The organism is Oceanospirillum linum, from assembly GCF_001995095.2.
Classification (GTDB): domain Bacteria; phylum Pseudomonadota; class Gammaproteobacteria; order Pseudomonadales; family Halomonadaceae; genus Oceanospirillum; species Oceanospirillum linum.
Genome location: NZ_MTSD02000012.1, coordinates 1 through 25,456, shown reverse-complemented (window position 1 = coordinate 25,456; position 25,456 = coordinate 1). Strand labels below are relative to the sequence as shown.

Sequence of the window (25,456 nt, the reverse complement as noted above, 5' to 3'; positions counted from 1 at the left end):
GTTTTTGCTTTCTTTCTAAACTCAACCAACCAGCTTAGCCAGAAAAAGAGCAAATAAAACAAGGAGTTAACCGTTGCTGGGAGACTTGCTCCGTGACAACGAGGGCGAATTATACGCACAAAACGGGGCAGCACAACCCCCTTAATGCAAAAACATCGAAAAAAGTTCAATATTTTCAAAATGCTGCGTTTAGCCAAAACGATGTAACAAAACTTCATGTTATGAAGCTTGCTTTCCACGGCTGAGCTTTTAATCTAGCTAATCTGATGACAGTGAGGTTATTTGTGAATCGAATTCTGTTTAAGCTCAAAGAATCAGCTCTTGTTCCTTTACTACTATTGCTGATTACCATTCCTGTGGCCCATTTCGGTTACAGTGCTTTTTCTCCAACGGTTAAAGACCTTATATCACTGGCGCCATATATTGTCTTTACGGCGGCAGCGACCCTTTGCCTGGTATACGGCCGTCTCAGGGTGTTAATGACATTGCTCACCCTTGTGATTGCTTACTGGAGCTTTACAACTTTGCTCAGTACCGTTGGTCAAAGCTGGAGCAAATTTACCATCGAGATAGTGTTTAATGCCGTCACAATTCTTGGGCCGCTTAATCTTCTCCTCTTTGCATTCTGGCAAGAGAAAGGCTCAATGGTGACCGACCTGCCCACCAAGCTAATGGTTCTTGGCGCGCAGATTTTTGCAATCTGGCTGGTCTGTGAATACCAACACCAGCCGACCCTTTTCTTTATGACACAAATGTTGTGGCCTGCACTACACCCCGACTGGGCAAACATCTCACCTATCGCGTACTACTTCTTTATTATCTCTTTTCTGGCAATGTCTGGTCTGATGCTCTGGCAGCCCTCTACAATTAACGCTGCACTTTTCTCGGCCCTGATCATCCTGTTTATTGTCAGTCAGCAGCTATTGATACCGGGCTATCTTTCTATTTTTATGTTTTTAGCCGGTATTCTTTTGGTCGGCGCGGTTGTCCATGAAACGTTCAATATGGCGTTTAAAGATGATCTGACTGGCCTTCCGGGACGCCGCGCACTTAATGAACAACTGGCCAAGCTTGGCCGTAACTACACTATTGCCATGATGGATGTGGACCATTTCAAGAAATTTAATGATACCTATGGGCACGATATTGGTGACCAGGTTCTGAAAATGGTTGCCGCTAAAATCAAACGCGTCACCGGTGGCGGTAAGGCTTTCCGCTATGGAGGTGAAGAGTTCACCATCCTGTACCCCAACAGAGACGTGCAGTACGCATTGCCCCACCTGGAGACTGTACGGGAAACAATCGCAAACTATGCAATGAAAATCAGGGATGACAACCGGCCCCAGGATGATAATACCGGAAAGAATAGGCGCGGAAATAGAGCTAAGGACCCATCTACAGTATCCGTGACAATCAGTATCGGAGTGTCTCAGCGTGAAGGCGCTAATAAGACGCCGGAGCAGGTAATTAAAGCGGCTGACGATGCCCTTTACCGTGCAAAGCATGCTGGTCGTAACAAGGTGTGCACCTGATGCCCGGCAGACTAATTGTAACCCCCTTTAATACAGACACCTTGTTGAGCGAACCCCTGTTGGTTCGGCAACCCTTAATCACCAGCTACAACCTTCCGCCCAAAGGCTTTGTCAGCATTATCAGGAAAGGTACTGTTGATACAGAGTTATGTGAAGGGTATTGGGGATATAGCCCTCAGTGGCTGAAAGTACTGGATAACAGCCCTTACTCTGCGCGAATAGAGTCCTTAAATGAAAAAGCGATGTTTAAGGACGCTTTGCGAACCCGGTGCCTTATACCCGTATCCGGATACTACGAATGGCAGCAATACACGCGCCATAAGCGCCCTTTTGCAGTGAGACGCCCTGAGAACCGTACTTTTCTGCTTGCAGGTATTCTGACGCGCTATGCTACCTCCCAGGCAACAGGGTATGACACATTCGCAATACTGACCCTGCCCAGCAATCAGATGATCGGTAATATTTCGGGCAGAATGCCTGTTATTATTCCCAGAGAGCATGCTGAAAACTGGCTCATGCCAACCACAGACCCAATGCCTTATCTGACTGCAGCGGAGAACGACTACCTCGATTACTATCCTGTAGCGCCACTGGTGAACAATCCGGCGAACCACTCCCGAATTGTCGCCGAACCCAGCGGCCACCGGTTCCGCTTTTCCCATGAACCCTGACTACATATCAGTTTAAGACCAACACTCCTGATATTCTGAGAACCTACTTCCATCATCAGGGTCAATAGGAAAGCTTAAACTGTACCCGTCAATATCCGGCGGATTTTGCCTGAACAAGAAGCGAGCACACCATGTCATCAATACGCTTTAATCCATTGCGACAGCAAAGAAGACTTTGGCTGATCTGCACCATGCTTACATCACTCCTGCTAACGGCTTGCACCCCTATGTCTATAAAGAGCACCCCGGAAAGTGAAACCCACGATCAGCTCACCTTGATAACCAGTCAAAATGACTACCGTAGCTATCGACCCCTGATGCTGGATAACGGGTTATCCATAATTCTGATATCTGACCCTAAAGCCGATAAAGCCGCCGCAGCGATGAATGTCGCGATCGGTAGCGGACAAGACCCGGAGAACTTCGCCGGCTTGGCACACTTCCTTGAACATATGTTGTTTTTAGGCACCGAAAAGTATCCTGAAGCAGGCGAATACCAAAGCTTCATCAGCAAGCATGGCGGAAGCCACAATGCATTTACCTCATACCGGGATACTAACTACTTTTTCGAAGTGGACAACCGCTACCTGGAACCTAGCCTGGATCGTTTTTCCCAGTTTTTTATCGCCCCACTTTTCACGGAGGCTTACGTTAAGCGAGAGAAGAATGCGGTACATTCTGAGTATCAGTCTAAGCTGCGCGATGATGGCCGGAAACAGTTCGATATACTGAAGCAGGCACTAAACCCAGAGCACCCCTACAGCCGCTTCAGCACCGGCAGCCTGAAGACCCTGGCAGATAAAAGCGTCAGTACCCGTGATGCTATGCTTGAATTTTATCGGACATATTATTCTGCAAATCGTATGTCTTTGGTTATCCAGGGTAATTATTCTCTGGACGAACTGGAGAGCATGGCTCGCACGATGTTCAGGGCAGTTAAAAATCATAACACCCCGGCATTTGCCACCGATAAACCTTTATTTGCAGAGAACAGCCTGCCGCTACAGCTTAATATCAGGCCACTTAAGGCTCACCATGCCATTAAGCTGCAATTCCCTATACCAGAGCCCTCCACATATTTCAGGAAAAAACCTACCAGCTACCTCGCAAGCCTGATCGGCCATGAAGGCAAAGGTAGCTTGCTCTCCTATCTGAAGGCTAAAGGCTGGGCCACAGGTTTATCTGCAGGGAGCGGACTCAGCACCGGAGAGGAGTCTCTGTTCAGCATAACCATCAATTTGACACAAGCTGGTTTTGAAAATAGTAAGGATGTAGTCAATGCAGCTTTTGGCTATATCAACCTGTTGCAACAGAACGGCATCGATGAATGGCGTTTCAACGAGCAGAAAAAACTGTCAGAGCAAGCCTTCAGCTTTGTGGAGTCAGGCTCACCTATTCATGCTGTAAGTTCCGTTGCTTACAACATGCCGCGCTTCCCCATTAAAGAAGTACTGCATGCACCCTATGCGATGGAAACATTTGACGCCGAACTAATCCGTCAATATCTGGGATACCTGACACCAGAGAACCTACTGCTGACCCGAATCAGCCCTAATATGAAGACCGACAAGTTATCACCTTGGTTTGAAGGAAAGTACAGCCTGAGCCCGTTTGATGCCCATCGGGTAACTCCGGTTGCAGCAGAAGTCTTCAGTTTGCCTGAGCCCAACGCTTTAATCGCTGATACCCTGAGCCTAAAGCCCGGCCTGGAAACGATGGAAAAGCCCGAAAATATCAGTACCCGTCCGGAAGCAACACTCTGGTACAAGGCTGATCAGGACTTTAATACGCCAAAAGCTCAGCAGTATTTCAGCCTTCAATCACCGGTAAGCACCGGTTCGGTAAAATCTGCTGTACTGACCCAGTTACTAGCCAGCTGGTTAAATGAAGCCAGCAACGAATTTGCCTATCCCGCAAGCCTTGCAGGCCTTAATTATACCGTCTACAAACACACCAGGGGTATAACCTTGCAGCTCGGTGGCTACAATGATAAGCAGCATATGCTGCTTGAACGCCTGCTCACCACCTTAAAGGGCAGTGAAATACACACCGAAACCTTCAGGCTAGTCAAGCAGAGCCTGATCAAACGCTGGCAGAATGCTGACAAAGCCCCTCTTTATCGTCAGATTATGGGGGAAGTCAGTTCCGTCTTGATGCAGCCGGTCTGGAACGAAGAACAACTTCTGGCAGCGATCAAGCCTCTGACAGCCAAAGACCTTAACGATTTCCGCGAAGTATTTCTCTCCCAGCTACACCTGGAAGGAATGGTCACAGGCAATATGACAAAAAATGAAGCGGCCTCCAGCCTTAAGTCCGTTATGGATACACTGGAGCCTGCTCTTACAAAGAGTGAAATCCCTAAACTACAGGGGCTAAGCCTGGAGGGGCAAAAGGTCACCCACACACCGGCCCTGAGCCATAATGACAATGCGTGGCTAAAATATTACCAACCAGCACGCCCCTCTGATGCCCAGGAATATAAAGAACAGGCACGCTGGATGCTGCTGGCCCATATCCTACAGAGCCCTTATTACCATGAGATGCGCACACAGCGCCAACTCGGCTATATCGTTTTTGCCAGCTATCACCCGACCCTCAAGACACCGGGGCTTAGCTTGCTGGTGCAGTCACCGGAGCACACACCGGATGAGATCCGCGAATTGAGCGATGCCTTTATGCGTCACTTCAGCGACAGCTTCATGAGCATCAGCGAGCAGGAGTTCACCGAGCAGAAAGCCGGACTGCTGGGCAATATTCTCGATAGCGATGATCGCCTACAGGCCCGCACTCAACGGCTATGGCGTGAGATGGCGATGGATGAAACTCACTTCGAGCGCCGGGAACGCCTGGCAGATGCGGTTAAGACCCTGCAGATCGATGATCTGCGCCAGCTGTTACGAAAGATCTCCGTTGATCAGACAGGCGTACTAACCGTGCAATATCAGTCAGGCAGCCAGACGTTTACCGATGCGGAAAAATTACGTTCCGGACTAAAAGCCATTAGCCATTAACACTCTCTGCTGAAAATCAGTACAAAAAAAAGCGATAACACGCAAAGTGTTATCGCTTTTTTTGTACCTGCGTCCCTACAGACTCACGTACCACCACCGTAGAGCCGGTTTATCAACTCAAAACAGGTGTGATGGAACTAAAGACTCCACATAAAGCACCACATCTTCAAGAATAGCCTGATCGCGCTGAGACAACTCGGTCTGACTCAGCTCCACCAACCGCTGATTGAACTGTTCAGGGGTCAGGCTACTGACAGCAGGGTCATTGATTCTTTGCCAGCGGTATTCATCCCACTGTTGCAGCTCTTCACCTGTTAGCCAATCTTTGAAGTTACGCGCCTTGTAACGAAAGAACATCTCATTCAACCGGGGATCCTGAAAAGCCGGTTCCAGCTCAGACAAAGCCTCCGCAGGGGTTTCCCGAATTATCTCCATCTGATCTTTATCATGGTGCCCAAAAAAGCCTCCGCCATAAAGCATCAGATCCGGATCATCTGAGCCGGCTACACCATCTGACGGCTCACTGAAAACAGCCTGCAGTTTAGATGTAATATCCCCCAGCGCAGAAAGTACTTTCCAGTGCTCTCTACAGGTTTGCAGGCCAATACCAGTACGCGCTTCCACTTTTTCATCCACCATACTCACCGGCAGAACCACAGGGCAGCGATTAATATGGATTACCTTCAGCGGAATCCGTGGCTGACTCAACTCAGCCTGAGCGGTAAAAACCCGATGCCTGATCTCTTCAGCAGACAAGCTGCCCAGTTCAGCTGGGTCTACCATCAGGTCATAGCAGATAACGCCATTTTTATTTGTTGGGTGTTGCGCCAGCGGTACCACAACAGCTGCATTGCCCCGGGCGGCACCAAACATACCGGAGATATGCAATACCGGCTTACGGCTCACCAGATCCAGCTGATCCGATACCTTATGCTTGTTCCGCAGAGCAAACAGGTGTTCATAGAGCTTCGGCTGCTTCTCACGAATCAGGCGTGCCAGTGCAATAGTCGCCCGCACATCGGATACCGCATCGTGCGCGCCCTCGTGGGAGATGCCATTAGCCGCTGTCAGGTGCTCCAACTTAAAACTTGGCAGTCCCTGATCATTCAAAGGCCACTCAATTCCATCCGGCCGCAGAGCATAAGCCGTGCGCGCCACATCGATCAGATCCCAGCGAGAGTTACCATTTTGCCACTCCCGCCCATAAGCATCATAGAAGTTACGATACAAGGTATGACGGGTCATCTCATCATCGAAACGTAATGAGTTATATCCCAAAGAGCACGTATTGGGCTGACTCAGTTCCGAATGAATATTGGCGATAAACTCAGCTTCCGGCACACCATTCTTCTGGGCATCCTGGGGCGTAATACCCGTAATTAAACACGCATCAGGGTGAGGCAGAAAGTCATCCGCAGGCTGGCAAAACCACTCAACGGGCTCAGCTATTTCATTCAAATCCAGGTCTGTGCGGATACCTGCAAACTGTGACGGACGGTCACGACGGGGATCGGCACCAAAACTCTCATAATCGTGCCAAAATAACGTAGGCTGTGAACTCAAGGTTCAGGTCCTTATTTCTCAGGGCCTGCAGCCCGCATAACACCAACTAAGGTGTATTGCGCGGCCAGGATACATTTAACTCAATCTGCGCCCGCTGAGGCAGAGAGTGATAGCTAATCTGAATATCACTTTGCTCAGACTGGGTGTAGCGTTTAATCACTTCAACCAACTCGCTTTGCAGGCGAGGCAGGAAATCCGGCTGACTGCGCTGCATGCGATCCTGAGAGATCATCATCTTCAAACGCTCCCGGGCAACATCTGCAGAGTGGTCATTTTCTTTCTGGAAAAATTCGCGCAAACGCTTCATCGCCGACCTCCGAACATACGGCTGAATAAACCTTTTCTTTCAAGCTCCACAAATCGCATTGGTTTCTCTTCACCCAGAAAGCGGGCAACGGTATCACTGTATGCCTGACCTGCATCACTCGGCGTATCATGCACAACAGGAATCCCTTGGTTGGAAGCTCTTAACACTGCTGGAGATTCAGGAATAACACCAACAACAGGAATCGCCAGAATTTCTTCAATATCCTGCATAGACATCATATCAGAATGCTCGACCCGCTCAGGATCGTAGCGCGTAATCAAAAGCTGAGCCTTCACAGTCTCACCTTCCTCAGCCCGGCGGGTTTTAGAGTCCAACAGGCCTATTATCCGATCGGAATCCCGAACAGAAGAAACCTCAGGGTTGGAAACAACAATGGCTTCATCGGCATAGTACATCGCTAAAATAGCACCACGCTCAATACCTGCAGGAGAATCACAAATGATAAAGTCAAACTCCTCTTTTAAAGCGTCAATAACCTCACCAACGCCCTCATAGGTCAGGGCATCCTTATCGCGGGTCTGAGAAGCTGGCAGCATATACAAACCATCCAGGCGCTTATCCTTAATCAACGCCTGACTTAGCTTTGCTTCACCTGTAGTAACATTAATAAGATCATAAACAACCCGGCGCTCGCAGCCCATCACCAGATCAAGGTTTCTCAGGCCTACATCAAAATCAATCAAAACGGTGCGATACCCCTGCATCGCAAGTGCAGTACCTATCGACGCACAACTGGTGGTTTTACCGACACCACCCTTACCGGACGTTACTACAACTACTCTAGCCAAGCGCCCTTCCTCCTTCATAATAATAGTACTTATTATGTCTATTAAAGCGATCGAATACAGTGAACAGCATCAAAATTCAAATCAAAACCAAACTGTCATTTTCCAACCTGACTTCCACTGGCAGGTCACGAGTTGCCGGAAATTCGCAGGTATCAAAAACCTGAAAAACGCCCGCAACAGAAACCAGTTCTGCGCTAAACTGCTGACAAAGAACACGGGCTTCAACATCTCCCTGAGCACCTGCAATAGCACGCCCACGCAGAGCTCCCCAAACCTGAACATTGCCATCAGCAATCACCTCAGCACCTTCATTAACTGAACCAATCACAACAAGATCTGCGCAACTTGCATAGACTTGCTGGCCAGAGCGTACTGCCCCTTTTACAAAACGGGTCGGCAAGCGCTGAGGGCAGGAAGGTTTTTTCTTTACCTCTTTAAGACGGTGCTCTGTAAGCGGTGGGAACCATCCCAAACCTAATGCCCAGGCGGACTTCTTGATCATATCCTGAGAACAACGGACCGCAATCGGAATAAGACCATTGCGCTTACAAACATCAACGACCATTTCCAGGGCAACACTAACCTCCTCTAACTGCTCGAAGGATAAGAGCACGGGAGTCTGGCAGAAAAAAGCCGGTGCTTTCTGAGTCTGGCGACTTAATTCCTGCTCAATTTGCGCACAATCCGGCGTTAACAACTCCAAGGTGGTAATCGTTAGATTCCCTCCTTTAAACTGAAGCGCTGATTGCTGCTCTGAATAATCTGACCGCACGATAATGCCTGTGTAAGATGCTGAAAAAATAAAAATCTGTGTAATAAAGAATCATTATACAAGATGAACCGGAATTAGATGTAAAAAAAGCCGGCAAATGCCAGCTTTTCATCTATATCCGGGTACAATCAGCACATATGCTGGCCACCATTGATGGCCAGATTCGCACCGGTAATAAACCCGCCTTCATCATCCGCAAGAAAAGACACTGTTCGGGCAATCTCCTCTGGCTTACCAAATCGCCCAACCGGAATGCCTTCCATAATTTGGTTTCGAATCGGTTCATCAATTTTCATAATCATGTCGGTGGCAATGTAACCTGGGGAAATAGTATTAACCGTAATCCCCTTTCGGGCCGTTTCCTGCGCCAGCGCCTTTGTAAAACCATGCATACCCGCTTTCGCTGCGGAGTAATTAGTCTGTCCCATTTGCCCTTTTTGACCATTAATCGACGAAATATTGATAATACGACCAAACTTCATCTCAAGCATAGGCTCTAAGCAGACTTTGCTCATGTTAAAGACACTGTCCAGATTCGTCTGCAGAACCTCATGCCATTGCTCCCAGCTCATCTTTTTCATAAAGCCATCGCGGGTAATACCAGCATTATTGACCAGCACCGCGACCGGGCCCAATGTCTCAGCAACCTGTTTATATCCCTGCTGGCAGGACTCGAAATCCCCTACATCAATATGTACGGTGGCAAAATCATAACCAGAGGCTTTCTCGGCTTCCTTCCATGCCTCCGCCTTTTCCTGATTTACCGATGCAGCAACGACAACATAACCGTCGTCAGACAAACGACGGCAAATTGCAGTACCAATACCACCGGTACCACCGGTTACTAAGGCGATTTTCTTACTCATCTTACATTCCCTCTGCTTATAGATGTCGCTTTCGCATAACCTGTTTTACTGGCACACAGTGACAGCACCATGACAGAAAACAGGGCTTTATCTGCATATTCCGGCCCACTGACTCTTTCTATCAGCGGGCTGCGGGGCAGACAAAAAAATCCTTGCGGGGCTATCGAGAAACATTTCATACATTTATTTTAGCTCTCGACATAAAAAACTTTGACATTCAATTATTTAGCTCTATAATGCACTGCATCTGATGCGGGGTGGAGCAGCCTGGTAGCTCGTCGGGCTCATAACCCGAAGGTCGTCGGTTCAAATCCGGCCCCCGCTACCAAATTCAGAGAAAGCCAGATTCTTCGGAGTCTGGCTTTTTTTATGCTCAAAATTTATCCTGAATGTCTTCACTGCGACCTTTCCCTGTTTTCCTGCACGACTTGATTCAGCCAGCTAAATAAGCAATTCTATAATCCATAAAGCTCTAAACTATCAAATGGCTTGCGAGCTAACAACAGGTCATGACCTATCAGTCATAAAAATAGAAGCAGAAAAAAGATTACCTATGGCTAACCCATTGTTTCCAATCAATATTCATCATTATTAATCTTAAGGTCTTATTGCTTATTTTCTGCAGTCGTATCATTTGTTACTGACATCCCCCGGCAGCACCGGTTGACGGAGACCTCAAATGGAAACAGAACACATCAGTACGCATCCTGAGCTGAAGCAATATCTGAGTCAGGCTATCACCATAGCCCGCCAGGCCGGAGATCTGATCCGCTCAGCCCGTGAGGAGCAGAGTTTTTCACAGGGTTACAAAGCGGGTCATGAGCTGGTCACCAGCGCAGACCTCAAGTCCGACCAGTTAATTCGCGCTCTCCTTCAACTGGCATTCCCTGAGCATGCTATTCTGTCGGAGGAATCGTCACCCGACCATTCAGATGCCAGTACACTTTATCAGCCTATATGGATCATCGACCCCATTGATGGCACGGTTAACTATGCCCACGGTTTGCCGCAGGTTGCAATATCCATTGCCTACGCCGAACGGGGTGAGGTGAAAGTAGGGGTTGTGTATAACCCATTTCTGGATGAGTTATTCACCGCGGTTGCTGGCGAACCGGCTCAACTGAATGGCAAAGATATTCGGGCCAGTGAAACTGCAGAATTAAAAAACGCTCTGATTGCCACCGGCTTTCCCTATGATAAATCCCTGATTCCGACATTACTTCCCCGGCTGCACCAGGTACTGAACAACTGTCAGGATATTCGCCGCATGGGCTCTGCTGCTATCGATATATGTTATGTGGCAGCGGGGCGGCTGGATGCTTATTATGAGAGTGTTTCCCCCTGGGATTTTGCAGCTGCCCGCCTGATTGCACTTCGTGCAGGGGCCTTGGCTGGTCATTTAGACGGATGTCCTGACCATATCCCTCCGGCCCTTTACGGTCATCAGATTCTGATTGCCAATCCAGCCCTTTACCCGTTGCTGCAAAATTTGCTGAAGCAAAATAAAACCTGAAAAAACAGCATACAAATCAAGAATCCAGTACTCACCGGAAATTGAGTCGATAAAACCCTACTTCAGTCAATGCACAGCCCCTCCTGATGTATTAAAAATGCGCCTTTCTGTTTTATCCCATACTTGTGATCCGTAATGTGGCAACAGAAGTAAAAAACAACAATTTTATCCATAAAAAAATAAGGGTTATAACCCCTCCAGACTCAGAGGCCTGTATGTTCGCCGTTGCGGATACCGATATTTCATCTGAAGAGATAAAATTGCTGGCAACAGCATTCAATGCTCACCAACCTATCGCGATCATTGATCGCTCAGGCATTATTATTAAGTCGAATAAGGCCTTTAGTGACCTGACAGGTTATGCGCTACGGGAGCTTGTTGGCCGCAATATCCGCATGCTTCGTTCAGATAAGCAAAGCGACCCTTTCTATAAAGAACTTTGGCTCGGCCTGAAAGCCCGGGGGTTCTGGGAAGGTGAAATGTGGAATAAGACACGCAATGGTGATGTACCTCATCACGTTCGCATTACCGCAGTCTCTGATGAAAATAACCGATTCACCCATTATGTTGCCTTTTACGAAGACCTGACCAGCGCCTATGAGCAACAACACTACCTGGAACGGAAGGCTCAGGAGGAGTCATCCCTCAGTATTCTAATGGCTCTGAGCCTTGACGATGTTTCCATGTATGACTACCTGAATCAGTTTCAGGCCCGCCTCATACATCATCACCATTGGCAGTGGCGCTTTCTGGCCCTCTATCAGCCCACATCAATCGGCCTGAAACCCCAGATACAGCATGGCACTTGCGCCAACAACCCCTGTATAAAAATCCCCATGACCATGGACCTCTGTCAGAATGTTATCAATCAGGGTTCACCCCAGGTTCTTCCAATGGAGATGAATACCCAGGGCCGCTGCGCTATAGAGCAGGATCATGCTGCATATGCTGTTCCGTTACAGCATGCAGGGAACCCATCGGTTCTGCTGGTTTACCTGCCAAAGCATATTCTGAAGACCAGCGAGAACCGTACATTTATCCACAGAGTGGTTCATGTCCTGGGAATGGGGATTAATAAGCGCCTGACAGAGCAGGCTCTGATCGAAGCCCGGGATAAAGCGGAAAGAGCCAGTCAGGCGAAATCTAACCTTCTGTCCAGTGTCAGCCATGAGCTGCGAACCCCATTGAACGCGATTCTGGGTTTTGCTCAGCTCTTGCAGGATGAGCCTATGAAAAGCGGCCAAAAAGAGTCGGTCAGTGAAATCCACCTGGCGGGCCGCCATCTGCTGGCAATGGTGAATGATATTCTCGACCTTGCCCGTATCGAATCCGGGCAAGTGCGTTTAAACACCGAAGTCATATCTGTTGCCAAGGAGCTGGAAAGCAGCTTGGCATTACTACAGCCATTAGCAGAAAAACAGGGACTGCAGCTCGATATTGACCTGGCCATCAACTCAGATCAGGAAATTCTTGCGGATCGTGTCCGACTGAGGCAAGTGATCTTTAACCTGCTGTCCAACGCTATGAAATATAACCGCCCAGGGGGCCAGGTGAAAATTTGCCTGCAAATACCGGAAAAAGGCTTTGTCCGTATTCAGGTTATCGACAGCGGCATCGGTATCCCCGAAGACAAACAGCAGGATCTGTTCCAGGTATTTAATCGTCTGGGGGCTGAAAGCACCAATGTAGAAGGGACAGGAATCGGGCTTGCTCTTTGCAAGCGTTTAGCAGAAATGATGCACGGCCGTATTGGTTATAAGCCCAACCCTGAGAGCGGCAGTATTTTCTGGATTGACCTACCGGATAACGGGCAAAATAAAAGCCATGAAGACAAGGGCCGCCGTTTTCATATTCTCTGCGTAGATGATGACCCCATCCATCTGAAGCTACTGGAAAACGCCCTTCAGGCGCGGGCTGATATTCGACTCTTCACAGAGAATAACGCAAGCTATGCTGTTGACCTTGCTCAGAAGCACCCACTGGATCTTATTCTGCTCAATACTGACATGCCGGATCTGAGCGGTCTTGAAGTCATAGGGATTCTAAAAGTCAGCCCTAAAACTGCCACAATCCCTATTATAGCCATCGCTCAGAATACGCAACCTGATGTCGTTAAAGCTCACCTTCAGGCCGGTTTTTCAGAGTATTTTACAAAGCCGCTATCAATGGACAAACTCCTGCTGATTATTGGTCAACTGCAAACAGAGCAGGAGCAGCTGATCGCCGTCGGCAACAGCTGAACCTTAACAGATGTCTATACTTCAAAGCAGACCTGCAGTCGGCACCTGTTCTGGCTCACGATTATACTGTATAAATATATAGATTAATTTTTTATACTGACTCAGTCGCTATCGTCCTGTTGAAAGTCTTCCTATTTAAAGGTCTGGCCTGTTTATGCTTTCTCTATCCAACCTATTACTTCCTGCCCTGTTTCTTATTTGCGCATTGGCAGGCGCTCTTATCTGTATGACGATTATGCGCAATCGCCACCAGCAGCAACTAAATCATGAACTAAACCTTCAAGCCGACCAGATGCAGCAGCACTTTCAGGCAGCGATACAACAGGCACAGCTTCAGCAACAGCATGTGCAGGAGAGCGTGGACGAACTGCGCCAACGCCTGCAGCAGAGCGAGCAGGAGCGTAGCCGTCTGCAGCAGTTACAGCAGAGTCAGAGCCAGCAGATTGCCGATGCCCAGGCACAAAGCCGATACACCAAAGAACTGCAGCAGAAACTGGCTCAGGTCGAGCAGCGCTATCAGCAGGAACAGGAACGCCGTCAACATGTAGAGCAGGACAGCACTGCCCAACAAACCACGCTGGATAATCTGCATGAGGTGGTAGAACGCAGTCAAAGTCAGCTCTCCGCCAAAGATCAGCAGATCCATCAGCTACAGCAACAACTGCTGACACTGGAGCAACAGCTGGCCACCACCCGTACCCGTTTGGAAGAGGAACAGAAAGCCTCGCAGGAAAAAATTCAGATCCTGAACAATGCCGAACAGACGCTCAGCCAGCAGTTTGAGAATCTGGCCAACCGCATTTTTGATGACAAGAGCAAACATCTGAATCATCAGCACCAGCAAACCCTCACCAGCCTGCTCACCCCCTTTAAAGATCAGCTCAACCAGTTCCGCCAACAGGTACAGGATAGCTATGGCAAAGAGGCTCAGGAGCGCGCCATGCTCAAGCAGGAGATCCACAGCCTGAAAGCCCTGAACCTGCAGATGAGTCAGGAAGCCCTCAACCTGACCAAAGCCCTGAAAGGCGACAAAAAAGCCCAGGGCAACTGGGGCGAACTGATTCTGCAGCGGGTGCTGGAAGAGTCCGGTTTGCGGGAAGGTCACGAATACGAACTGCAAGCCAGCCGCCGAAATGAAGAGCGCCAGCTCTATCAACCGGATGTCATCGTGCACCTGCCGGACAATAAAGATGTCATCATCGACGCCAAGGTCTCTCTTAACGCCTATGAATCCTTCCACAACAGCGACGATAAAACCGAACGCCAGCAGTATCTGAAGGCTCATGTTGCCGCTATCCGCAGCCATATTAAGGGACTGTCCGCCAAAGATTACCGGGAGCTGAAAGGGGTTCGCAGCCTCGACTACGTATTGATGTTTATTCCGGTGGAAGCCGCCTTTATGACCGCCTTTGACGCCGAACCGGATCTGTTCCGGGAAGCCTTCGAACAAAACATCATGATCGTCAGCCCCACCAGCATGATGGTGGCCCTGCGTACTATCCAGAATATCTGGCGGTACGAACGTCTGAATGAAAACGCCCAACTGATCTCCCGCCGGGCCGGGCGCATGTACGACAAACTGCGCGGCTTTGCGGAAGATATGCAGAAACTGGGCAACCAGCTCAGCAGTGCCCACCAGACCTATGACAACGCCCTGAACAAATTCAGTCAGGGACGTGGCAGCTTAGTCGGACAGGCTCAGCAGCTTGCCGAGCTGGATATCAATATCAAAAAGCCCCTGCCCCAGGAGCTGACCGATATGGCATCCGTGGATCTGCCGGATCTCAATCAAGACTAAGATCCACGGGCTTTAGCACTAAATCACCGAGGCAAACTGAATTTATTTCATTAAAACCCAAGGATTTGCCTAAAAAATATGACGAAAAAAAGACAGCACACCAACCCATCCTGACTATAGTTAAGTTGTGAACGCAAGCCGCTACCTGTGAGATCGTTCAGGACATATAGTAAGCAGCATGCGCTCAAAACGTATTTTTTGTTCGTTAAGGTGTTTCTCCTTGTTACTGAATACGCGTTAAGCATTCAGAGCGAAAAACAGCAGAAACGATCCGGAGGGAGCGTTTATGTTAGAGACAATGCTCACGGAGGTTTACGGGCAGTGTCCCTATTGCGGGTCTGAACTGGAAACAGCCGTTGATATATCAGGAGGTGATCAGGACTACTACGAAGATTGCCAAACGTGCTGCGCCCCGATTCATATGCAAGTACATGTCAATATGGAGGGAGAATTGCTGAGTGTAGAGCTAAAACGGGAAGATGATCCCTGACAACTTTATCTGAAGCGAGGTGCCCACATTAATATATGAGTAGGTCGAATTGAGCCGTTGATTGAATAGATTAAACAAATCATCAACACAAACCGGAGACTTGGAAAGACCGAAAAATACCATTTACTCGCATAGGAGATTCGACTCTTTGATAACCCAGATACAAGGTACATTCTATTGATCGGTATTAGCCCGTGACAAAGGTACAGTCTCACAAGTCTGTACAGTACAGCGACAAGACAGAAAAACTCAACTAAAAGCCCTGTATGGCAATCGCTTACAGGGCTTTCTTGGTTTCCTACCTCCCCCCTTTCACCGCCATCGTTTTGCCCTATCCCTGTTATTGGGTTTTCCATTTATCCCGGTGCCACAAAGTCGGTTAAAATTTTGTATGAAACAGCACGGGCATTTCCAGTCTCTGTTAAAATTCGGCTATGGAATAGAGCTTCCGGGTCGGCGCTGGTAATTACGCCCGCCGCCCCCATATAGATCTGCAACAAACAAGATCATCACCTGATTATTTACGTATTAACCAGAGCCAAACACGGCTCGCCGGGAGAGCACCATGAGCGAAAACCGTCACGAGAAACTGATTATTCTGGGTTCCGGCCCTGCAGGTTACACCGCAGCCGTCTACGCCGCCCGCGCCAACCTGAAACCTGTCATCATCTCAGGTATGCAGATGGGCGGTCAGCTGACCACCACGACTGACGTGGATAACTGGCCCGGTGCATTTGACGGTATTCAGGGCCCTCAGCTGGTTGAAGATATGCGTAAACACGCCGAGCGCTTCGACACCGAAATCGTTTTCGACCAGATCAACGAAGTGGAACTGACCCAGCGTCCGTTCACCCTGAAAGGCGACAGCGGCACCTACACCTGTGACGCGCTGATTATCGCCACCGGCGCAAGTGCACAGTATCTGGGCCTGCCAAGCGAAGAAGCCTTTATGGGTAAAGGTGTTTCTGCCTGCGCCACCTGTGATGGTTTCTTCTACCGCAATCAGGAAGTGGCTGTTGTGGGTGGTGGTAACACCGCTGTTGAAGAAGCCCTGTACCTGTCCAACATCGCCAAAAAAGTCACCCTGATCCACCGTCGTGACAGCCTGCGCTCTGAGAAGATCCTGCAGGACAAACTGATGGAGAAGGTTGCCAACGGCAATATCGAAGTGATCTGGAACCACACGCTGGATGAAGTTCTGGGTGATGACATGGGCGTTACCGGCCTGCGCCTGAAAGCCACCGAAGGCGATGCCACCCAGGAGATCAGCGTGATGGGCGTGTTTATCGCCATCGGCCACAAGCCAAACACCGGCATCTTTGAAGGCCAGCTGGAGATGAACGGCGGCTACCTGAAAGTACAATCTGGTCTGGAAGGCAACGCCACCCAAACCAGCATCGAAGGTGTTTATGCTGCTGGTGACGTAATGGACCACGTGTACCGTCAGGCGATCACCTCAGCCGGCACCGGCTGCATGGCAGCACTGGACGCAGAACGCTTCCTGGATAGCCAGGGCTGATCAGCGTCTTCAGCTGAACGCCAGAAACAAAAATCCCCGCTTATTGAGCGGGGATTTTTATTAAGTTGTTCTTTTAGAATCTAGAAGCCTAGGAGATGCTGACATTCTCGAATGCTCATAAAACTCCGTAAACAAATTATTATCGAACACAGGATTAAAGATTTGAATATCGGCCTCACGGCCTTCCTTCATGATAATCAAACCAAGTCTACGATCGAACAGATTATTAACATCCATATCTACGTATTCCTAATATTGAGTTATCGATTCAAACGCGCTTCCACCTCTTCCCGCAAACCACGGGATTCCGCGTAGCGGCGGTTAAAGGCGGCGAAGTAGTTTTCCACGGCATCTGCCGCGTCAATTTCCCTCTCCTGTTTTAACAAAACTATACCGACTTCTACGATTCGCAGGTGCTGCGTTACTAGCGAGTAGGCAGACTCAACGACGGTCAATCTCTTACAACAAAGTCTGTGTGCTCATTGCAGAAGGATTCGACAGCACAGTGGGGCCGCGAAAAAATCTGGTTTAAAAATAAAATAATCACCAAAGTCGCATCAGAATCTGCATTCCCAGCCAAGCATAAATACCGGCTAATACATCATCAACCATAATGCCAAAGCCACCGGCAACACGACGATCAGCCCACTTCACAGGCCAGGGTTTAAGTACATCAAAGAACCGGAAAAGCACAAACCCTACCAATGCCCACTCCCAGCCCTGCGGTGCAAGGAACATTGTCAGCCAGTAGCCAACAAACTCATCCCACACAATGCCGGAGTGGTCATGTACCCCTAAGTCTTCCGAGGTACGTTCACACAGCCAGACACCAACGACAAAAGTCAGTCCCAGTAAGGCGATAAACCATAATGGCGACAGGAATTGAATCCAAAGCAGGTAAGGAATAACCGCTGCAGCCGTACCTGCCGTGCCGGGTGCCCAAGGGGCGGCACCACTTCCCAGGCCAAAGGCCAAAAAGTGGACAGGGTTACGCCAGACACTGGAAGGTGCACGATTCATCAGGTATTACCTTTAAAATGATCAAACCCAGAAGCAGTCAGGCTCTGTTCATGCAGGCCGCGAATCCCCTGTTGAGATGTAACAACGCCGATGGGGTATAACCTAACGCCACTTTGCTCTGCGCTCACTTCCAGTTCCAGGCGACGCTGGGGCGACACAGTGAAACAAAGTTCATAGTCATCGCCCCCTGCCAATGCATCCTGAAACACCTGAGAAGTATCGCCATGTTCCTTGTTAAAACAAGGAATGCGGGTAGGGTCAAGATTCGCACCAACGCCACTTGCTGAAAGCATATGGCCCAGGTCCGCCAAAAGACCATCTGAGATATCAATAGCGGTTGCTGCACGACTGGACAGAATGGGAATCAAATCAAACCGGGGCTTTGGATAAAGGTAGGCTCTCAGCATGTCAGTTTCTGCAGAGGCCTCTGCAGTATTGAGCATAGCAAGATCCGGCAACGCCTGTTGCGCCTCCAGTAAAGCTTTAGCTTTCCTCAGGCCACATGCTGACTTACCTAGCTCACCGGAAACATAAATCAGGTCACCCGGCTGGGCACCTTTACGCTTCCAGGCTGCGCCAGGGGTTACATAGCCATGAACCTGCACACTCATTGAAAGTGCGCCCTGAGTAGTGTCACCTCCAACAAGTGCAACACCATACTCCTGAGCCAGGTCAGCCATTCCCTGACTAAAGCCTGACAGCCACTCTTCGTCAACTTCAGGCAAGCTCAAAGCCAGTGTAAACCAGGCGGGTTGTGCCCCCATAGCCGCAAGATCACTTAAGCTAACCGCCAGCGCTCGCCAGCCAATGCTATGGGCCGGGGACTCCGGTAAAAAGTGAACACCAGCCGTTGACGTATCAACGGATACCACCAGCTGTTTGCCTTCCGGCACCGAAATCAGTGCACAGTCATCGCCCATCCCCAAGTAAACATCCCGTCTTGACGGTTGAAGCTTCGGAGAAGAGAAATAACGATGAATCAGCTCAAATTCACCCAAAAGAATCAGCCTTTATTGCGACGTTCGGCGACTTCTGCTGCTCGCAGGCGAACCGCTAACTTGTCCAGAATACCGTTAATATATTTATGGCTCTCAGTCGCCCCAAAGCTTTTAGCCAACTCAACGCCTTCATTAATCACTACGCGATAAGGTACATCAATACACTTGCTTAGCTCATAGGTGCCCAGGCGTAAAATTGCCAGTTCTACCGGGTCAAGCTCGTCAACCCTGCGATCCAGCAGAGGCGCATACTCTTTATCCAGGTCTGCTTTTTGCTGAGGGATGTTGTGCAGCAGCTCATTGAAATAGGCCAGATCGGCAATCTCTACAGCGGACGTAATATCCTCGTGAGCTTCCAGCCCATCATCAGGACGGGCTGCGCGAATCTGAAGTTCAATCTGCTGCAACGCCGCACCTGTCATCTGCCATTGATACAGGCCTTGCACCGTTAGCTGACGAGCAGCATGACGCGCTTTAGTTTTACTGGTTTTTTTACCTTGGGACATTGAGGAGTAACCGCGAGTTAAGTTTTAAATGACCGAATGAAATTTTTAAATTACAACGAGTTCAGCAGGCTAACCATTTCCAGAGCACAAAGTGCTGCTTCAGAGCCTTTGTTACCCGCTTTAGTACCAGAGCGCTCAATCGCTTGCTCAATGGTATCAACAGTCAGTACACCATTGGTGATAACCACGCCGGTTTGTAGCGACAACTGGCCTAAGCCTTTTGTGCACTCACCTGCCACATATTCAAAATGCGGTGTTCCACCACGGATGACTGCACCAAGCGTAATCACCGCATCCGGCTGTTGTTTTTCAATTACCTTTTTAGCAACCAGAGGCAGCTCCCATGCACCCGGTGCACGAACAACTGTGATATTTGCTTCATCAACACCGTGACGACGCAGCGTATCGATAGCGCCTTCAACCAGGTGCTCAACCACAAAACTGTTAAAGCGACCGACAACGATGGCGTACTGGCCGTTACAGTTTACGAAATTGCCTTCTACTGATTTGATTGTCATTTTTTTATCCTGATAACTTTTGTGTTTCCCAAAAAAAAGCGACTGGCGGCTTTTTAGCCACAGTATTTACTCTTCGCAGGGAAGATATTCTTCGATTTCCAGATCAAAACCTGAGATCGCATTAAACTTCATCGGAGAGCTCAGCAGGCGCATCTTGCCCACACCCAGATCACGTAGAATCTGAGAGCCTGTACCTACCGTCAGATATGCCCCGGAGGCACTTACATTCACCTTGGACTGCTGACGTCCGTTCTGAATCAGATCAACGGAATCATGGATATCAATGCGCTCATTGCTGTCCAGCAGCAAAACAACACCTTTACCTTCCTGAGCCACTTTCGCAAGTGCCTTACGCATCGTCCATTTGCGCTCGGTTTCATCAGCAGGAATTGCACCCACAACATCCCGCAATACTTCAGTACGATTATGAACACGTACCATAACCGGGTCGTCGGCCTTGATCTCTCCCAGTGTCATCGCCAGGTGAGTGCAGCCCTGAATTTCATCGGTATAGGTGACATAGTTAAAATCACCATATTCAGTGGCCATCACACCTTCCTGATCACGGGCAACCGTGTGCTCATTCGTCGTGCGGTAGTGAATGAGGTCTGCAATAGTGCCGATCTTAATATCATGCTCCTGAGCAAACAGCTCAAGATCCGGACGCCGTGCCATAGTGCCGTCTTCATTCATGATCTCAACGATCACGGAAGCAGCTTCAAAACCGGCCATACGCGCCATATCACAGCCAGCTTCAGTATGCCCCGCCCGACTCAATACGCCACCCGGTTGAGCCATCAGCGGGAAGATATGCCCCGGCTGTACGATATCTTCCGCCTTAGCATCACGCTTAACCGCAGTACGCACCGTATGAGCGCGATCCGCAGCCGAGATGCCGGTTGTTACACCTTCAGCGGCTTCAATGGACAGGGTGAAGTTAGTGGAGAACTGGGCACCGTTACTCTGTACCATCAAAGGCAGTTTCAGTTGCTCGCAGCGGTCGCGGGTCAGTGTCAGACAGATCAGGCCCCGGGCATATTTCGCCATGAAGTTGATATCTTCCGGACGAACCTGCTCAGCAGCGATGACCAGATCACCTTCATTTTCACGGTCTTCATCATCCATCAGGATCACCATTTTGCCCTGACGGATATCTTCCAGTAATTCTTCAACAGTATTCAGTTGCATACTCTTTCCTGTGCTGTCAGCCACGGTAAAAACCGTTCTGAGCTAAAAAATCGAGACTGATATCGCTTTTTGGTGCTTCTGAAGGCTCATGCTTGCTGATAAGCCTTTCAAGATAGCGTGCGATCAGATCCACTTCTAAATGTACGGACTGGCCCGAGGTATACCCCTGCAAAACAGTTTCTGCCAGCGTGTGAGGAACGATATTGAGTTCAAAGAGATCACCGTCAATACCATTCACGGTCAGGCTTGTGCCTTCTACCGTTATTGAGCCGCGATCCGCAATGTATTTCAGCAGCGACTCCGGTGCCTGTACCCTGAAACGCACAGAGCGGGCATCTTCCCGGCGCTCCAGAATTTTACCCACGCCATCCACATGACCGCTGACAATATGGCCTCCCAGGCGGGAGGTCGGCATCATCGCCTTTTCCAGGTTCACAGCCTGCCCAGGACGGTAATTCTTAAAGCAGGTATGGCGTACGGTTTCCAGGGAAACATCCGCCCAGAAACCTTTGCCGTGCAGCTCCGTCACGGTCAGACAAACACCATTAACCGCAATACTGTCACCCAGCTTAACATCTGACATATCCAGAGTATTAACAGCAACTTTGACGCGGTAGTCGCCACCTGAAGGCTGTAAACTCTCAATTGTACCAACCGCTTCGATAATTCCGGTAAACATTATTGTGATTTTCCTGTAAAACGGGCGGTTATCATCATATCTGTACCAACCATACGGCAGTCCGTCAGCATTAACCGCTTCTGGTCAGCCATCTTCCTGATCCCCGGCAGGTGCAGCAAACCTCGCGCACCATCCCCCATCAGCGTTGGTGCCATAAAGACAACCAGCTCATCAATCAATTCTGCTTCGGCAAAAGCACCAGCCAGCGTTGCTCCGGTTTCCAGCAATACCTCATTGCATTCCCGCTGGTTGAGGTAAGTCATCAACGCCTTTAGACTGACACGCCCGTTCTCAGCAGACAGCTGCAGACAAGTCGCTCCGGCTTTCTCCAGGCGCTCTTGTTTATCAGAGTCCATCTGGGTAAACACAATCAGTGTTTCGCCGGGCTGCTGAAGAATTTTAGCGCTTTCCGGTAAACGCAGGTGACTGTCGAGCACAACACGCAGGGGCTGACGTTTTGCGATCTGCTCTGCATCGGTCAGATTCAGCTGCTCAGCACGTACTGTCAGTGCGCTGTCATCGGCAATCACTGAGTCCACACCGCTGATAATCGCAGAGCTACCAGCCCGTAACCGCTGCACCTGGGTCCGGGCTGCAGCACCTGTGATCCACTGACTTTCACCAGACGCCATGGCCGTTCGTCCATCCAGACTGCAAGCAAGCTTGGCTCGAACAAATGGGCGTTTTTCCGTCATACGCTGAATAAAGCCTGGGTTCAGTGCCCGGGCATCTGCTTCACAAACGCCTGTAAGAACCTCAATACCTGCCGCCTGCAACTTGTGAATACCATTACCGGCAACAAGAGGGTTAGGGTCCACCATGCCAATAACCACCCGTGAGACGCCTGCTCTGATTAAAGCGTCACAGCAAGGAGGGGTTTTACCGGTATGAGAACAGGGCTCCAGTGTGACATAGGCTGTTGCGCCTTCTGCAGCATCTGTTTTGGCTAAAGCATTAACCTCCGCATGCCCTTCGCCAGCCTTCTGGTGCCAGCCTTCCGCGATGATCTTTCCACTCTTAACCAAAACACAGCCCACCCGGGGGTTTGGAAAAGTGGTGTAGTGCCCCCTGCGAGCCAAGTGAATCGCACGCGCCATATAAAAGGCGTGGGACTGTAAAGGTGTATTAGATACTGTCATATACCACAACCTATGAGGAGCTGTCTTTGCCTGAAAAGTGCTCACCACGGCTAAAAGGCGGGTCCTGGGCTAACCGATCAATCTCAGCGCGAAACTCATCCAGGTCCTGAAAGCTGCGATAAACCGAAGCAAAGCGAATATAAGCAACCTGATCCAGCAAACGTAGCTGAGCCATCACCTCTTCTCCTATCAGGCGGGAAGCAACCTCTCGCTCCCCACGGGCACGTAAGCGCTGACGAATACGTTCAATAGCAGCTTCAAATGACTCTGTACTGACAGGGCGCTTTTCTAAAGCCCGTTGCATACCGGCCCGAAGCTTAGCTTCATCAAAGGCTTCACGCTTGCCATCGTGTTTGACGATTTTAGGCATCACTAGCTCAGCCGTTTCATAGGTAGTAAAGCGCTCGCCACAGGAAAGGCACTCCCGGCGACGCCGAACCTGATCGCCATCCGCAACCAAGCGTGAATCGGTAACTTTTGTTTCCTGCGCACCACAGAAGGGACAATACATAGTAGGCTCTGGTTATCTTGTGGGGACAATTACCGGCGGATGCTACAAAAGCACTATTTATCATCGGCAACGACGGTCATTTTACCTTTAATGTGAGCAGATACAAATAAGCCCGGCATCTGGCCGGGCTTATTCTTACAACGAACAGCGATTATGCATAAACAGGAAAGCGCTTACAAACAGCCTTCACTTTTTCTTTTACCGCATTGATAGTGTCTTCGTTGTTGATATCATCCAGGATATCGCAGATCCAGTTTGTCAGTTCAGTAACTTCCGCTTCTTTAAAACCACGACGGGTCACAGCAGGAGTACCAATACGCAGACCGGAAGTAACAAATGGTGAGCGAGGATCGTTAGGCACGGAGTTTTTGTTCACCGTGATATTTGCACGACCCAAAGCTGCATCAGCATCTTTACCACTGAACTCTTTATCGATCAGATCAACCAGGAACAGGTGGTCATCAGTACCTTCAGACACAATCTTGATGCCGCGAGCCATAAAGGTTTCAGCCATCGCCTGTGCGTTCTTAACAACCTGGGCCTGATAAGCCTTCCATTCCGGCTCCATCGCTTCTTTGAAGCAAACCGCTTTAGCCGCGATAACGTGCATCAAAGGGCCACCCTGGGACTCAGGGAATACAGCAAAATTCAGTTTTTTCTGCAGATCTTCATCAGCACGGGAAGACAGAATCAGGCCACCACGCGGGCCACCCAGAGTTTTGTGGGTAGTGGTGGTTACAACATCTGCAACACCTACCGGAGACGGATAAACCCCAGCAGCAACCAGCCCTGCGATATGCGCCATATCAACAAACAGGAACGCACCAACTTTGTCCGCGATATCACGGAAGCGCTGCCAGTCAACAACACGGGAGTAAGCAGAGAAACCTGCAACAATCATTTTCGGCTTGTGCTCTTCAGCCAAACGCTCAACTTCAGCGTAATCGATCTCACCGGTCTCAGGATGCAGACCGTACTGAACTGCATTGTAGATTCGACCAGAGAAAGACACTGCTGCACCGTGAGTCAGGTGACCACCATGGGCCAGACTCATACCCAGAATCGTGTCACCAGGCTTACACAGAGCCATATAAACAGCGGCATTTGCCTGAGAGCCAGAGTGCGGCTGAACATTAGCATAGGTCGCACCAAACAGCTCTTTGGCACGATCAATCGCCAGGTCTTCGACAACGTCAACGTGCTCACAACCACCGTAGTAACGCTTGTTCGGGTAGCCTTCAGCATACTTGTTAGTCAGAACTGAACCCTGAGCCTGCATTACGCGAGGACTGGTGTAGTTTTCAGATGCGATCAGTTCGATGTGCTCTTCCTGACGAACCGCTTCTGACTGCATCGCAGTCCACAGCTCATCATCATAGCCTGCAATGGTCATATCACGTGTAAACATTATCTACCTCTAACCTAATGTTGAGTACGTTGGATAAATCCGCTCAAAACTGGAAAAGCGGATTTTAACCCACTTGAACTTTAGGTTCACTTGAAAAGAATAAATTTTAACTCACAGAATATTCAACCCACACCTTTTACGCCTTTCAGGCCCGGACCCACCCCTGGCCCAAATATATCCGGCCCATGCCAAGACCTAAATCCCGGGCATAAAAAAACCCCGCTTCAATGAAGCGGGGTTCTTTTGGGCTGTCTGTGTACTATTTACACAATCAGCCAGTATAAGGCGCTTGACGATGTCCTACTCTCACATGGGGAGACCCCACACTACCATCGGCGCTGAGCAGTTTCACTTCTGAGTTCGGAAAGGAGTCAGGTGGTTCCTACACGCTATTGTCG

23 protein-coding genes, 1 tRNA gene and 1 rRNA gene are annotated in these 25,456 nt (G+C 49.5%); 9 read left to right on the top strand and 16 right to left on the bottom strand.

The genetic code is table 11. From position 1 onward, the window contains the following. Nucleotides 1-284 precede the first annotated feature (284 nt). From BTA35_RS16300 to BTA35_RS16290, 3 genes are all read left to right on the top strand, one after another. Nucleotides 285-1,532 (top strand): GGDEF domain-containing protein, encoded by a 1,248-nt coding sequence (locus BTA35_RS16300; RefSeq protein ID WP_160055356.1) that lies wholly within the window; start codon nt 285-287, stop codon nt 1,530-1,532. Further along, on the top strand, nt 1,532-2,203 hold the full coding sequence (locus tag BTA35_RS16295; protein WP_078320879.1) for an SOS response-associated peptidase: 672 nt from the start codon (nt 1,532-1,534) through the stop codon (nt 2,201-2,203). The genes BTA35_RS16300 and BTA35_RS16295 overlap by 1 nt, the downstream gene beginning before the upstream one ends. A gap of 227 nt (nt 2,204-2,430) precedes the next feature. After that, complete coding sequence (locus BTA35_RS16290; protein WP_160055353.1) at nt 2,431-5,214, top strand: insulinase family protein; 2,784 nt, start codon at nt 2,431-2,433, stop codon at nt 5,212-5,214. 117 nt (nt 5,215-5,331) lie between these two features. On the opposite strand, the gene sbcB is transcribed toward BTA35_RS16290, so the two are convergent. The 5 genes from sbcB to phbB all read right to left on the bottom strand — a co-directional run bounded on the left by sbcB (nt 5,332) and on the right by phbB (nt 9,531). Next, complete coding sequence (gene sbcB, locus BTA35_RS16285; protein WP_078320877.1) at nt 5,332-6,777, bottom strand: exodeoxyribonuclease I; 1,446 nt, start codon at nt 6,775-6,777, stop codon at nt 5,332-5,334. Between the two features lie 46 nt (nt 6,778-6,823). Beyond that, nucleotides 6,824-7,084, bottom strand: coding sequence for a cell division topological specificity factor MinE (minE, locus tag BTA35_RS16280; protein ID WP_078320876.1), 261 nt, complete (start codon nt 7,082-7,084; stop codon nt 6,824-6,826). Then, the gene (minD, locus tag BTA35_RS16275) at nt 7,081-7,893 is read right to left on the bottom strand and encodes a septum site-determining protein MinD (protein WP_078320882.1); all 813 of its coding nucleotides are present in this window, start codon (nt 7,891-7,893) and stop codon (nt 7,081-7,083) included. The genes minE and minD overlap by 4 nt, the downstream gene beginning before the upstream one ends. A 76-nt stretch (nt 7,894-7,969) precedes the next feature. Beyond that, a complete protein-coding gene (gene minC, locus BTA35_RS16270) occupies nt 7,970-8,665 on the bottom strand; it encodes a septum site-determining protein MinC (protein ID WP_160055350.1) in 696 nt (231 codons plus the stop codon). Between the two features lie 128 nt (nt 8,666-8,793). Continuing rightward, on the bottom strand, nt 8,794-9,531 hold the full coding sequence (gene phbB, locus BTA35_RS16265; protein WP_078320874.1) for an acetoacetyl-CoA reductase: 738 nt from the start codon (nt 9,529-9,531) through the stop codon (nt 8,794-8,796). 251 nt (nt 9,532-9,782) lie between these two features. Here phbB and BTA35_RS16260 point away from each other — a divergent pair. The 6 genes from BTA35_RS16260 (at nt 9,783) to trxB (ending at nt 17,091) form a co-directional block, all read left to right on the top strand. After that, a tRNA-Met gene (locus tag BTA35_RS16260) sits at nt 9,783-9,859 on the top strand. A 351-nt stretch (nt 9,860-10,210) separates the two neighbouring features. Then, on the top strand, nt 10,211-11,044 hold the full coding sequence (locus tag BTA35_RS16255; RefSeq protein WP_078320873.1) for an inositol monophosphatase family protein: 834 nt from the start codon (nt 10,211-10,213) through the stop codon (nt 11,042-11,044). A gap of 215 nt (nt 11,045-11,259) precedes the next feature. Further along, a complete protein-coding gene (locus BTA35_RS16250; protein ID WP_078320872.1) occupies nt 11,260-13,284 on the top strand; it encodes a hybrid sensor histidine kinase/response regulator in 2,025 nt (674 codons plus the stop codon). Nucleotides 13,285-13,510: 226 nt separating this feature from the next. After that, nucleotides 13,511-15,082: a DNA recombination protein RmuC gene (locus BTA35_RS16245; protein WP_160055347.1), complete on the top strand. Its 1,572-nt coding sequence runs from the start codon at nt 13,511-13,513 to the stop codon at nt 15,080-15,082. 286 nt (nt 15,083-15,368) lie between these two features. Next, nucleotides 15,369-15,572: a CPXCG motif-containing cysteine-rich protein gene (locus BTA35_RS16240; RefSeq protein WP_238377621.1), complete on the top strand. Its 204-nt coding sequence runs from the start codon at nt 15,369-15,371 to the stop codon at nt 15,570-15,572. Between the two features lie 565 nt (nt 15,573-16,137). Beyond that, nucleotides 16,138-17,091: a thioredoxin-disulfide reductase gene (trxB, locus tag BTA35_RS16235; RefSeq protein WP_078320870.1), complete on the top strand. Its 954-nt coding sequence runs from the start codon at nt 16,138-16,140 to the stop codon at nt 17,089-17,091. 260 nt (nt 17,092-17,351) lie between these two features. Here the strand turns inward: trxB and BTA35_RS18745 are convergent, their stop codons facing one another. From BTA35_RS18745 to rrf, 11 genes are all read right to left on the bottom strand, one after another. Then, entirely contained in the window at nt 17,352-17,477 is a 126-nt protein-coding gene (locus tag BTA35_RS18745; RefSeq protein WP_274378440.1) for a hypothetical protein, read from the bottom strand. Between the two features lie 157 nt (nt 17,478-17,634). Next, nucleotides 17,635-18,111 carry a phosphatidylglycerophosphatase A family protein gene (locus BTA35_RS16230; protein ID WP_078320869.1) on the bottom strand — a complete coding sequence of 159 codons (477 nt, stop codon included), beginning with the start codon at nt 18,109-18,111 and terminating at the stop codon, nt 17,635-17,637. Then, nucleotides 18,111-19,109, bottom strand: coding sequence for a thiamine-phosphate kinase (gene thiL, locus BTA35_RS16225; RefSeq protein WP_160055344.1), 999 nt, complete (start codon nt 19,107-19,109; stop codon nt 18,111-18,113). Before thiL ends, BTA35_RS16230 begins: the two co-directional genes overlap by 1 nt. A 5-nt stretch (nt 19,110-19,114) precedes the next feature. Continuing rightward, nucleotides 19,115-19,615 (bottom strand): transcription antitermination factor NusB, encoded by a 501-nt coding sequence (gene nusB, locus BTA35_RS16220; RefSeq protein WP_078320867.1) that lies wholly within the window; start codon nt 19,613-19,615, stop codon nt 19,115-19,117. Between the two features lie 50 nt (nt 19,616-19,665). Beyond that, the gene (gene ribH / locus BTA35_RS16215) at nt 19,666-20,133 is read right to left on the bottom strand and encodes a 6,7-dimethyl-8-ribityllumazine synthase (protein WP_078320866.1); all 468 of its coding nucleotides are present in this window, start codon (nt 20,131-20,133) and stop codon (nt 19,666-19,668) included. Between the two features lie 66 nt (nt 20,134-20,199). Beyond that, nucleotides 20,200-21,321, bottom strand: coding sequence for a bifunctional 3,4-dihydroxy-2-butanone-4-phosphate synthase/GTP cyclohydrolase II (ribBA, locus tag BTA35_RS16210; RefSeq protein ID WP_078320865.1), 1,122 nt, complete (start codon nt 21,319-21,321; stop codon nt 20,200-20,202). A 16-nt stretch (nt 21,322-21,337) separates the two neighbouring features. Continuing rightward, complete coding sequence (locus tag BTA35_RS16205; RefSeq protein WP_078320864.1) at nt 21,338-22,000, bottom strand: riboflavin synthase; 663 nt, start codon at nt 21,998-22,000, stop codon at nt 21,338-21,340. Then, nucleotides 22,000-23,139: a bifunctional diaminohydroxyphosphoribosylaminopyrimidine deaminase/5-amino-6-(5-phosphoribosylamino)uracil reductase RibD gene (gene ribD, locus BTA35_RS16200; protein ID WP_078320863.1), complete on the bottom strand. Its 1,140-nt coding sequence runs from the start codon at nt 23,137-23,139 to the stop codon at nt 22,000-22,002. Before ribD ends, BTA35_RS16205 begins: the two co-directional genes overlap by 1 nt. A 10-nt stretch (nt 23,140-23,149) precedes the next feature. Next, on the bottom strand, nt 23,150-23,650 hold the full coding sequence (nrdR, locus tag BTA35_RS16195; RefSeq protein ID WP_078320862.1) for a transcriptional regulator NrdR: 501 nt from the start codon (nt 23,648-23,650) through the stop codon (nt 23,150-23,152). A gap of 151 nt (nt 23,651-23,801) precedes the next feature. Beyond that, nucleotides 23,802-25,058 carry a serine hydroxymethyltransferase gene (gene glyA, locus BTA35_RS16190; RefSeq protein ID WP_078320861.1) on the bottom strand — a complete coding sequence of 419 codons (1,257 nt, stop codon included), beginning with the start codon at nt 25,056-25,058 and terminating at the stop codon, nt 23,802-23,804. A gap of 287 nt (nt 25,059-25,345) precedes the next feature. Then, nucleotides 25,346-25,456 (bottom strand): 5S ribosomal RNA (gene rrf, locus BTA35_RS16185); the annotation flags it as partial.